The organism is Clostridium folliculivorans (genome assembly GCF_024341905.1).
GTDB lineage: Bacteria > Bacillota > Clostridia > Clostridiales > Clostridiaceae > Clostridium_AR > Clostridium_AR folliculivorans.
Genome location: NZ_BQXY01000007.1, coordinates 66,782 through 79,521 on the forward strand (window position 1 = coordinate 66,782; position 12,740 = coordinate 79,521).

Here is a 12,740-nt window from a genome sequence, read left to right on the forward strand (position 1 = left end):
CTACATTTCCACTTATTTTGTCATTAATATGTATATTATATCAAAATATATCATAAAATGCCTTATTTAAAATAATTTTTTATACTTACTTCAGTAAAAATGTTATTACATAAAAAGAGAGGGAGAATCTTCTTCCCTCTCTTATAAGACTAATATCAAAGTTTAAATAAAATTAATTTCCTCTAAATACAACTTACCTTTATTTACAATAATCTTAATTTTAGATTCACTAGCTTCTTCAATTGAAATTGGCTCTATTGCCTTCTTATCCTTAATTGTGTCTAGATTTAGCATACATAATTCTCTGTCATCTTGAATTATAGATATATTTACAGGTTCATCACAGCTATACACAAACGACATACTACTTTCACTAGAAGTATCGTTTATAGAGTATGTCACAAATTCACCACTTTGTAACTCCAATACAAATCTGTCCCACAAGCAGTCAAAAACAAATCTTCTTTCAAGCTGTTCTACAGGTATTGCCTCTATTATTTTCATTCCGGTGTTATATCTGTACTTATACATATTTCCTTCTTCATTTAGCCCACTATATGACTTTCCCTTGCCAGGAAGCTCATCAAAATCAGTTGCACGAACTGTACACCCTGGAGTTCTAAATACATGGCTTCTGACTTCGGAATTATATTTACAGTTCTCTACCTTTATATTTTCTAAATAGGCATTTAATATTTCAGTAGCTTCTTCGTAGCCTGGATGTGCTTCCCCCTCAATGTATCCTATAATCTTGTCCCAGCCCTCAGGCAATTCTACGGAATATGGAGAGTTAGTGCAGCTCATCTTTTTCCATGGCCATAGATTATAGCCAATATTTAATTCTGCAGCTAGTGGATATAAAGCTGTATACCATTGATTTATATTTTCTCCTGTTTCACCAAGCCATAATGGCACATTCAGTTTATTTGATACTTCTATGAATTCCTTCAATGAATCTATTTGTGGTAAGCAAGCATATCTATGGAAATGTATCACCATGTTATCATCATATTTCTTATAAAATATACTTGTATCAGTTGACCAATGATGGCCTTCAATTGAAAGTATGTGTCTTGTATCAATTTCTCTAATTGCTGAAATAACTTCCTCGTAGAACTTAACAAGCTTTGGTAGCAAATAGTCTACACTTTTAACTTGTGGAGATCCTGGTCTTATTGGTTCATTTAATAAATCATAACCTCCAACAATCCATCTATCCTTATATCTCTCGGCTAACTTCTTCCATAAACTAATTGCCTTATCCCAGCTATCTTTGTCTGTAAATAGTCTAGGTATATCATCAATACAATCATCTATATTTGCACCAGTTTGTCCACCAGGGGCACCATGCAAATCTAGAAAAACATATATTTTATATTCTTCACACCAATCTATGCATTGATCTAAAAGTTTGAAACCCTCTTCTTTCCATACTATCCCTGGCTCATCTTCCATTAGCACTCTCCAGTTAAAAGGAATTCTTACAGAATTATATCCTTGTTCTGCCATAAGCCTTATATCTTCTCTAGTTATGTAATGTTCTCTAAACTTTTCCCAAAATTCTTCTGAATATTTACTTCCAGTTAACTCTCTTATTACACCTTCTATACGGTGTGGTCTATCGAATCTTATATTTTTAGCCTTCCACATATATCCTTCTTGAAGAAGCCAATTTCCAAGTCCCCATCCAGCCAGTATGATTTCTTCTCCATCTTCATTTACTATCGATTTTCCTTCTGCTCTCAAAAAGCCTTTTACTCTGCTATTGCTAAATTTTTCGTTCATATTTATTTCTCCTTTTATTCTGAATTTATTACTAGTAAATATCATTAGTATTTATAAATTCAATTATTAATTGTAATTGTTTTCACAGAATCCAATAATCAAGTCTCCAATTTAAGCTCTTTAATTTATGTCTCAAAAACTATTTTTCACACTAATGTATGGACCTCAACAACATAATTATATTAATAATCTTCTGCAAACCAAAGTAGCTTTTATTTGGATTAGGGGGCTTTTTTTAGTTAAATATAATAAGCTTCATTAACTTTACTCTTTTTAGAATAAAACAAATGAAATAAGCAAGTAATATTACCTTAAAAACTTTGTAATTCTATATAAAAAAGGATATGTGAAGTAATTATTCACATATCCTTTCTATTAATACATATATAGTTTATTTTACTGTTAGAACAAATCCATTTTGAACTAGATAAGGATCAGTTGCTTCAATATTTCTCATAGTTAGATTAGTAAAGGTAGCTGCTCCATTATTTGTATAAGTATAGATAGCTTCACCTAAATGTGGTTGTGAGAATCTTGAAGTTGTAATATTGTCTTTTCCTGTTCCATCTATAGTGATATTGTTGAAGTTAATATTAGAGAAACCACCACTATATCCAAATTGTATTGCATCTCTTTGAGCATTTATTATATCTATATTTGAGAAAGTAATGTTCTTAATACCTGTATTTGAAGCTTCTAAATCTATAGCTCCTCTTTCTCCATTGTAGCAATCCTTACTTGTACCTGAGTTTATTATTGTAGTATCTGAGAAAGTAATTCCTGTATTATTTTCAAAGTGATATCCAGGGAATACTGTGTTTAATCTGATACCTGATCCCATAAAGCAATCCTTAATATAATTGTTAGTTGCTTTGTGTCCTGAACCTCCGAAGATAGCTATTGCAGCTGCACGCCAGTTATTTTCGATTGTATTGTAGCTGAAAGTGTTGTTTACTTCCATTGGAGCATTCATAGTGCTGTCTGGCCACATAGCTAATCCATCATCACCATTATTTCTTACGCTGCAGTTTTGAACTGTAGAGTTTTTAGTACCTTGACAGAAGTTAATACCATCAGCTAAATTATTTCGAACACGTCCATTGGATATTATTAATCCATCTGCAGGTATAGCTGGAGTATGAGCATAATCTGCTACCCAGAAACCGCACTCAAAATGTTCTTCCCAGAAGTCATGTATACGAGAGTTAGTGCCGAAGTTATCCATAAATGCTTTGTAGATTGCATTTTGGTTATATCTAGTTCTAAGCATAGAATTCATATATACATTGCTGAAATCAATTGTTCCAGTAACTCTTAAAGATATACCACCACTTGCTGAGTTTGGTGATGTGAATTGAATATTGGTATACCACATTCCAGCACCTGTGATAGTTATATTATTTGCATTTATAGTCCACATACCACCTAAATTGAATTTACCTTCAGGGATATATACGGTCTTTCCTGAAGAAGCTGCTGCACTTACACAAGAATTAAAAGCAGTAAGGTCATCAGTAGAATCATTTGGTGTTGCACCATAGTCTGTTACTGAAAGTGCATTAGCTGGTTTTGAAATTGCTACTGGAACTGGCTCGATTTCTAAGAAGTCAACTCCATATTCAATGCTATCACCATTTGTCTTTTGGATCCTTATCTTGTCTCCAGCTTTAAGAGCTGTAGGAAGCTTAAAGTGAGTTTCATCAAAACGGAACGCAGCTTGGCCACCATTTGGTGCATCTGCTGGCTGGTCACTTGTGAAGTACTGCCATGAATAGTATGAAGTTAGTGATATAGTACTAACCTTTGTTCCATTTACATAACAATCTAATGACCCATTTAGTCCCATTCCATCTGCTGTGTCAGGCATTGTAAATCTCATATCAACTCCTGCACCGCCTTGGTTTACTGTCCATTCAACATAAGAACCATTGGTTGGTAGAGCTACATACTTCTGATTTGAAGCCTCTGAAGCAGTAAGTGAATAATCAAAGGTTGGAGCTGTACGTAATACTGCACCGCCTCCTAAAGTACCATCTTCAGATTCATATCTTGTATAAGGTACTGTTGCCCCACGACTTCCTGGTGCTGGTGGAGTTGTTACAACCATTTGAGTTCCGCTAGTATATGAATTGTTTGTTTCATAGATTTCTGCAAAAGCATTTGTATCATCAGCATTTGCTGAAACTGCATAGGTTCCTGCTACTGCGGTATAGCTTGCAGTTACTGTAGCTGTGGCACCGGTTGCTATAGATGCTGTAGTTGAACCAGTAACTTTTGTACTTCCTATATTAAAGCCAACAACATTTGTTACTCCTGCAGTTGTTGCTGCACCTTGATTCTTAACGGTTGCTGTTAATGTAACTGTGTTTCCAGCTTGAGGGTTTGTTGGGCTCCATGATACGTTGGTTACCACTAAATCTGGTTTAGTTGGTGCTGTAACCACTAATTGTGTAGCACTTGTATAAGAATTATTTGTTTCATCGCTTTCAATTATTACATTTGTATCATCTACGTTTGCAGTAGGCGTAAAGGTTCCTGCTACTGATGTCCAAGTTCCAGTAACTGTAGCTGTTCCTCCTACTGGAATTGATGAAGTAGTTGAACCTGTCACCTTTGTACTTCCAATATTGAAACCAACAACATTGTTTACTCCTGCTGTAGTCGCCGCAGCGCCTTGATTCTTAACATTTGCAGTAAAGGCAACCGTTTGTCCAGCTGTTGGATTAGTTGGCGCAAAAGTTAAGCCTGTTACTACTAAATCTGCTTTAGCTGCAGTTGAAGTATTTACAGTAATATAATCTATATTTACATTACCTGTATCTGTTGAATCGTATTTATAAGCTACTGTATTATTTCCTGCATTTAAGGATAAGGTTTCTATTTTATCTCCCCAAGTGTTCCAATCAGCTAATGCTGGTAATGAGGTTTGTCTTACTTTACTTCCATTAACATAAACACTTAAAGTCATAGGATTACCATTGTATGCATTTGCATATCTTAAATCTACATCATAATAACCTGCGGTTGCTGTATTAACAGTAAATAATGCCTGTGAAGATCCTGATGTTTGAATTCCATCTACAAATCCACTTCCTGAATATCCAGTATGATCAGAATTTATTTTTGCTCCACCTGAAAGCACAGCAGTTTCACCTTCATACTTATTTCCACTTGGTGGTGGTGTAGTAGAGGATACGGTTATACTTTTATCTAAAGTATTATTGCTTTCATTTGATTCGGCTATTAGGCTTACATCATCTATGAAAGCTCTAACAGTATGAGTTCCACTTGTAGCAGTCCAAGTTGATTTTCCAGATGGACCTCCATTTGCTGTTAAGGTAGCAGTTCCTCCTGCTGGTATTGATGAACTAAAACTATCACACCAGTTAACTTGGGTTCCATCTACAAGCAAGCTAAGTCCATGCTTAACTCCAGATGGTGTTGCTGCAGTTCCCTGATTTTTGATTACTGCACTAAAAGTAACTTCATTATTTGTTGCAGGGCTTGCAGGATTCCAAGTTATATCTGTAACAACTAAATCAGGATTACCTGTTGTTGTTTCAGGACCATAAACTTCAAATTCAGCTACTTGTCCTCCAGTAGCACCACTATTAGCAGTAATATTTAATCTAACATATCTCTGGCTTGTACTAGAGAAATTTATTGTTACAGAATTACCTGTTGCAGGGTCAAAGGTATAAGTAGTTGATGCAACTAGAGTATTATAAGTTGAATTGTCTGAGCTTCCTAGAACTGATAGAGTTTGAGTTCTCTTTGCCCAAGCACTGTCAGGATTCAGTTTTAATACAACCTTGTTTACAGACTGAACTGCTCCAAGGTCAACTGTTAAAGTACTTGGATATGAAGCCCCCTCCCAATAAGTATTTACATTTCCGTCATTAGCATTGGTAGCTACATAGGTTTGAGTATAATTGTTCGCAACCATGGATTTGCCAATTGCTAAGTTCGCTGCATCTGCAGCATAAGATGTCTTTGAAAGTACTAAACTTTGCGCAAACACTACAGTGGTTGCCAAAAAGATAGTCGCTAACTTTTTAAAGACTCTTCTCATTTTTTTACCTCCATTTTAAATTTTTAATCTTAATAATTAAACTTATAATTATATGAACTTCGCTCAATTAACTATAAATTTAAAAATTAGCATTTTAATATTTGTTTGAATTCATGAAATTTAATCCAAGCCTCTTAATTTATCAGATTGAACAGGTATATCCATAGATGTACCACCTCGAACCGAAATCTATTTTTAAAACTCTCACGGGTTCTGGTGAGAGAATTTAAAAACAATAAATTTTATTAGGAAGTGGTACATCAATATAAAGCTGCGAACATATATGATTTGTCATTTAATATAGAGAGCGTTAGAGGTATTGTAGAATTGTAACTTTTATATTTAAAATATAATTAGATATAAGCTATGATTATTGAATAAATGTATTAAATTCTCGTAAACGATTTAATAACATAACTATACTATTTTATATATTCTAAAGAAAGTAGACTATTATGCTAATTGGTTTGCAATACTACACACTTTTTCAAACTATATGAAACCATTTGTTTTTTTATTAGACTTATCATATCAGTTACCATATAATTACGATTCAATTATCAGACTTTTTTAACAATATATAGATAAACATGTTAAACTACAATTAAGAGTTTTATGATCTATTTATAATTGACTATGTTTAATATTTTGCAATAGTTTTTCATTTTCTGAAACTTTTAACATAAGCCCCCTAATCTGCTATATACTTTTCTCATCAGTAAATAAACTAAATTATATTATTATAAAAAAGATATCAACACTATATAAATACTTAATTTATAAGGAGGCCAACATGAACAAGAGATTTCCAAAGAACTTTTTGTGGGGTGGCGCTACTGCAGCTAACCAATATGAAGGTGGCTATAATGAAGGTGGAAGAGGTCTAGCTTTAAGTGATTTAATAACTAATGGTAGCAACTCTTCACCTAGAAAAATCTACTATATCGATAAGCAAGGAAATGAAAACAGCATTATTTTAGGAATGTCCTTGCCTAAAGGTGCTAAAAGCATATTAAAAGAGAATCAATACTACCCTAGTCATAAGGCAACTGATTTTTATCACCATTATAAGGAAGATATTAAATTAATGGCTGAAATGGGGCTGAAATGTTACAGGATGTCCATCTCTTGGACTAGAATATTCCCTAATGGTGACGATGCTTTACCCAATGATGAAGGACTAAAATTTTATGATAGCGTATTTGATGAATTATTAAAATATGATATTGAGCCAATTGTAACTCTCCTTCATTTTGATATGCCTAAGCACTTAGCAGATGTTTACGGTGGTTGGGCTAATCGTAGATTAATTGATTTTTATACAAAATATTGCGAAACAGTTTTCACAAGATATAAAGATAAGGTTAAGTACTGGATTACAATCAATGAAATTAATGTTCTTGGTGGTTATTGGACATTAGGTCTGACTTCAACAAGTGAAGATTTGACAGAAGTTAATGTTGAAAAAGGAGCAGGAATACATATAAAACTACCTGACGAAGAAGCTCGTACTAAATTCCAAGCCTTACATCATTTAATGGTGGCTAGTAGTTATGCAAATAAAATCGGACATGAGATTAATGCTGATTTCAAAATAGGCTGTATGTTAGCTTTGAGCGGAATCTACCCTGCAACCTGCCATCCAGACGATGTATTTGGTTCCTATGACTTTAGAAGAAGAGCTTATTTATACGCAGATGTGATGCTAAGGGGTTATTATCCTAGTTACAGTCAGGCTATCTTTGATGAATATAACTTTACTTTACAAAAATCTGCCGGAGATGATGAAATTCTTAGAGATTTCCCTAGCGACTACTTTGCATTTTCTTATTACCGTACTACAACCTACAATAGAAATGGTGCTAAAACAGTTACCACCGGAGGACAGCAAGGTGACTCTAATCCTTATTTAGAGGAAACTCCTTGGGGCTGGCCAATAGATGCTAAAGGTCTTCGATTTGTTCTAAATGAGCTGTATGATCGTTATCAAAAGCCATTATTTATAGTCGAAAATGGTATGGGCAATATTGATGCGATTGAAGATGATAATTCCATCAACGATGATTACAGAATAGACTATCTCGAAAAGCATATTAAAGAAATGTATGATGCTGTAACTATCGATGGCGTAGATCTGATGGGCTATACCTGGTGGGGTCCAATAGATATCGTCTCAGCTGGTACTGGAGAAATGAAAAAAAGATATGGCTTCATTTATGTAGATATGGATGACTTAGGAAACGGCTCTTTAGAACGTAAAAAGAAAAAATCCTTCTATGCTTATAAAAATATCATTGACACTAATGGTGAATGCTTGCATTGAAAATGCATTTAGAATTAACCTATATATTCAAGAGAAAACTTAATTAGCCTTCTATTAATAGTATTCAAAACAAACTCTTTTTTACACCTAGCTAAATATGCACATTGAGTCAAAATATATGATATTCATATACTGATTCAATGTGCATATTTGTTATGATTTTTTACTGTGTACATATAAACATCTAATCAAATTAACTTTAACAAATAAAAATCCTGTTTATTTACAACTTTTTTAAAGAAGTATATTCCATTATATCCATAATAATGGTACAATGTTTATAGATAGTTAACTAAACAGTCACACTTTTGAGATTTTACTATATCAATATTATACTAAACCAACTATATATAGTAAAACTTCATACACACTAACTTCCGTATCATTATGATACCTTTCTAGATATTTCAATCATAAATCCTATTTTCATTCTTTAATAAAATACAGACTAATTTTATAAAAGTCATTAAGTTTCTACTTTCTCTAATAAAATAGAAATCTTCTACTATTTAATCACGGCATTAATTAAAACAGTGTATTCATTCAAGGCATGTAATCTTAAAGGAATAGAGGTGATGTAAAAATTAATTTTTGCAACATGCCATTATAGGGTTCCAGCTCAATTATTAATTTATTCATGTCAGAAAATCATCAAATAGCAGGATTTTCAAACAAGTATAAATTAAATTTCCGTAGAGTGACCCTATTGAATGCACCATGAAATATAAAAATTTACAAAATTAATGTAACTATATAAACAACATCCCTTAGAAAACGTTTTCTAAAATATTAAAATTTGGAGGTATATTTATGTTTAAAAAACTCTTAATAGCATTCTCTATGTTAGCTATGCTTATTTGTCCACTATCTACCGTTAAGGTTTTAGCAGCTGACTTTACCAACGGAGTAGATGTGTCTGGAAGTACAGCAACCATATGGCTTAAATCTTCTGTAAATACTACTTGGGCAGATGTCCACTATACAGTAAATTCAGGAGCTCAACAAAATTTAAGAACAACCTACAACAGTTCTTCAGGCAGATATGAACAAAATGTTACTATAGCCCCTGGTGATGTCATTAAATACTCATTTACATACAATAATGGCACACCTGCATATGATACTGCATGGTTTAGTTATACTGTTGGTTCTACCAATCCTACACCTACTACTGCAGCTGTGTTTTATCAAGATATTAATTATGGCGGAGCTTCTGTCTCTTTACAACCAGGTAATTATACCCTAGCACAAATGAACGCAGCAGGAATTCCAGATAACTGGATGTCATCGCTTAAAGTACCTAGTGGTTGGACAGTTGAAGCTTATGATAACGACAATTTTACAGGAACTAAATGGACTTATACTGCAAGTTCTACTTGGGTTGGTACTGATGTTAATGATAAGATGACTTCAGTTAAAATTTACATCGGTTCACCTACTAACCCTACAACACCACCACTTAAATCTGGCTTTGTTACTTTACAAGTAAACAATCAAACAAATGGTAAATATTCAAATGATCAAGTTTACTGGGCTATAGTAGGACAAGATCCTATAACTAAAAAGTTCGTCCATGTAGACTCAGCTGGAAATCTTATTCCTATGCAACTTTCAGATAACGATGCTGCTGGTCACCTAACTAAAACAACTCCTGATGGTACTTTCAATTATACAAATTACTTCTATAAAGCTAGTCAACAAAGTTATGCTTATATTCCAAGAATAATAGGTGCAAGAATGTATATAAGCTACGGAGAGCCTCTATATATAAAAATAAATCAAGCAGCAGATGGCTTAATAGGTTATGCTGGACCAAATCTCGCAAACACTTCAGATCCTAATACTGGTATCATGTTTGAATGGGCTGAGTTTGCATGGACTGACTCTGGATTATGGATAAATACAACAAGAGTAGACCAATTCTGCTTCCCATATAATATACAATTAGTAGGAAACAGCGGATATAACAGAACAGGTGGAGATATAGGTACACGTGCTGATTTAATGACTGCTTTCCAAAATTCTGTACCTACTGAATTCAAATCATTAGTTAAGTCAGATAGAATTTATGCACCAGCATCTGGACTTGGTACCTTTACTGCAGATAGAGCTAATGCTCATTACTTCGATAACTATATAAATGATGTTTACAGCTATTATACAAGTCATGAATTAACCTTTACATGTGATCGTGGAACTTATAGCGGTCACGTAGTAGGCACCGACTTTGTCTTCAAAAAAGATAATGGAGCATATAATCTTTATATACACGGAAAACCAACTACACAAGAAGTTTTATTAGGCAATGGCATATTTGATGGTGGAAATGATGATGAAAAAGCTATCAAAGCTCAAGTTTGCGCAGCCTTCAATAGACATGTAATGCTTGATCCTGCACATTGGAATAACTCAAGCTACTTCTATCAAGCTGCACCTGCAAACTACTTTGCGAAATTCTGGCATGAGCATGCTTATGAAAACAGAGCATATGGATTCTGCTATGATGACGTTTTTGACTTCAGTAGCACATTACAAGCTCCAGATCCTAAGTATGCAATAATCAACGTGGGCTGGTAATGAAAAACTTCTGAAAACATTGAAATATCAAAGTTCAATAGACATAAAAACTTTATAATTTCTATACAGTAAATAAAGGATATCGCATTAGTATTTTTTAACTGCTAATGCGATATCCTCTTTTATTATATTGATTATTATTTTTAAAATATTATTGTAAAAGTTGATCCCTCCCCTAATTCGCTATTAACAGAGACTTTCCATCCATGTTTTTCAACAATTGTTTTTACAATCGATAGGCCAAGTCCTGCTCCTCCAGTTTTACGAGAACGGGATTTGCTAACCCGATAAAAAGGTTCAAAAATGTGCTGCAACTCATAAGCAGGGATTCCATTACCTGTATCTTTTATTGTAATCTTTCCTACTTCCCCTTCACGCTTTGCTTCTATGACAATCTTTCCTCCATCTTTATTATACTTTGCTGCATTTTCTATAAGATTGAAGAAAGCTCTATATACTAAAATTTGATTTCCCTTAACAGTTTTAAGACCGCAGATGAGTTCTGTCTCAATATTCTGATTCTCTATCACCGGAATGAGCTCGCATATAATTGCTTCAAACATACTCTTCAAATCAATAGGAACAATCTCAAGTTGATCATTCTCATCATAAAGCTTCATAAGATCATCTACTACCATTATTAATCGCTTCACATTTCTTTCGATCGTTTCAAAAGTTTCTTCATAATCTGAAGCCGCTGGATTTTTATCTAAATGAAGTACCTGAATACTAGCATTGATTGTAGAAAGAGGAGTTTTGAGTTCATGAGCAGCATTAGCAGAAAAACGTTTTTGTTTTACAAAGGACTCTTCTAACCTATCAAGCATAGCATTGAAAGAATTACTTAGCATTCCTACCTCATCCTTTGTGTAAAGGTTTGGAATACGTTTCTGTAAATTCTCCTCACCAATTGTTGAAGCTGTTTTACTAAGTTCATGAATTGGTCTGAGTGATTTACCTGCTACAACATATACTAGAACCATTCCAAATACAGAAACACCTGCAAGTATAAGCACATTTACAATATCGAACTGTTTCTTAGCAGCTGTTAAAACTGCCACCTTTGCAGAAGGTACTGCTATAGCCACGTCACTTGGATGCAATTCAATATCTCCACTTATAGGTGCTTTCTCTACAACTCCATATGGACTCGCTAGTGTTACATTATTTAATTGAGTATGAGCATTATAAGATGCCCCCAGTGTTAGGATTATAGAGCAGAGTAATAAGATGGCGCCTGCTAGTAGTGTAATTCTCATTCTTAAAGATATCCTACTAAAAACTTTCATTCCTCTCCCTCCGTAATCTTGTATCCTATACCACGAATATTTCTAATAAGATTCTGATTACAATTTACATCTACCAGTTTCTTTTTTATTGAATGGATATGATACTTCAATGTGTCAGGATATAAATCTGCCTCACTGTCCCACACATGATCAATAAGTTGTTTTGTACTAATCACCTGTCCTTTCTTTAACATCATATATTCTAGTATGGAGTATTCCTTTTTGGTCAAATTTAGTTTAATCGATTGGAATGAAACCACCTTTGTGGACATATTTAAATATACTCCTCCACAATAAAGTTCATTTTCCTGCTGGATATATGCCATACGAGATAAATTTCGTATTCTCGCCTCTAATTCCAAGAAATCAAAAGGTTTTGTCAAATAATCATTAGCTCCCATATCTAGACCTTTTACTTTATCATCAATTGCACTTCTTGCAGAAAGAATTAATATTTTAGCCTTTTTATCCTTTTGCCTTATCCTCTTTAATACTTCTAATCCTTCAATTTTCGGTATATTTAAATCAAGTACTATCACATCATATTCATTTATTTCATAGTAATCCAGTGCTTCTTCTCCATCATAAGCTGAATCAACAGCATATCCACACTTTAATAGTCCTCTTGCGACAATTTTGGATAACTCTTCTTCATCTTCTATAAGTAATATTTTCATTTGCTTCCTTTCTTAAC

6 protein-coding genes are annotated in these 12,740 nt (G+C 33.6%); 2 read left to right on the forward strand and 4 right to left on the reverse strand.

Going from position 1 to position 12,740, the window contains the following annotated elements; translation table 11 throughout:
- Window positions 1–162: 162 nt before the first annotated feature.
- Window positions 163–1,785 (reverse strand): glycoside hydrolase family 5 protein, encoded by a 1,623-nt coding sequence (locus OCU55_RS17990; RefSeq protein WP_261853680.1) that lies wholly within the window; start codon window positions 1,783–1,785, stop codon window positions 163–165.
- A 391-nt stretch (window positions 1,786–2,176) separates the two neighbouring features.
- Window positions 2,177–5,857 carry a CARDB domain-containing protein gene (locus tag OCU55_RS17995; protein ID WP_261853681.1) on the reverse strand — a complete coding sequence of 1,227 codons (3,681 nt, stop codon included), beginning with the start codon at window positions 5,855–5,857 and terminating at the stop codon, window positions 2,177–2,179.
- A gap of 793 nt (window positions 5,858–6,650) precedes the next feature.
- On the opposite strand from OCU55_RS17995, the gene OCU55_RS18000 reads away from it, so the two are divergent.
- Complete coding sequence (locus OCU55_RS18000) at window positions 6,651–8,180, forward strand: glycoside hydrolase family 1 protein (RefSeq protein WP_261853682.1); 1,530 nt, start codon at window positions 6,651–6,653, stop codon at window positions 8,178–8,180.
- Window positions 8,181–8,990: 810 nt separating this feature from the next.
- Window positions 8,991–10,757: a glycoside hydrolase family 64 protein gene (locus OCU55_RS18005; RefSeq protein WP_261853683.1), complete on the forward strand. Its 1,767-nt coding sequence runs from the start codon at window positions 8,991–8,993 to the stop codon at window positions 10,755–10,757.
- 143 nt (window positions 10,758–10,900) lie between these two features.
- On the opposite strand, the gene OCU55_RS18010 is transcribed toward OCU55_RS18005, so the two are convergent.
- Entirely contained in the window at window positions 10,901–12,046 is a 1,146-nt protein-coding gene (locus tag OCU55_RS18010; RefSeq protein ID WP_261853684.1) for a sensor histidine kinase, read from the reverse strand.
- Window positions 12,043–12,723: a response regulator transcription factor gene (locus tag OCU55_RS18015; protein WP_261853685.1), complete on the reverse strand. Its 681-nt coding sequence runs from the start codon at window positions 12,721–12,723 to the stop codon at window positions 12,043–12,045. The genes OCU55_RS18010 and OCU55_RS18015 overlap by 4 nt, the downstream gene beginning before the upstream one ends.
- Window positions 12,724–12,740: the final 17 nt, after the last annotated feature.

Bases quoted from the DNA above. Each gene is read 5' to 3' on its own strand.
- OCU55_RS17995 (WP_261853681.1), bottom strand. From the start codon at position 5,857: ATGAGAAGAGTCTTTAAAAAGTTAGCGACTATCTTTTTGGCAACCACT.
- OCU55_RS18005 (WP_261853683.1), top strand. From the start codon at position 8,991: ATGTTTAAAAAACTCTTAATAGCATTCTCTATGTTAGCTATGCTTATT.
- OCU55_RS18000 (WP_261853682.1), top strand. From the start codon at position 6,651: ATGAACAAGAGATTTCCAAAGAACTTTTTGTGGGGTGGCGCTACTGCA.
- OCU55_RS17990 (WP_261853680.1), bottom strand. From the start codon at position 1,785: ATGAACGAAAAATTTAGCAATAGCAGAGTAAAAGGCTTTTTGAGAGCA.
- OCU55_RS18015 (WP_261853685.1), bottom strand. From the start codon at position 12,723: ATGAAAATATTACTTATAGAAGATGAAGAAGAGTTATCCAAAATTGTC.
- OCU55_RS18010 (WP_261853684.1), bottom strand. From the start codon at position 12,046: ATGAAAGTTTTTAGTAGGATATCTTTAAGAATGAGAATTACACTACTA.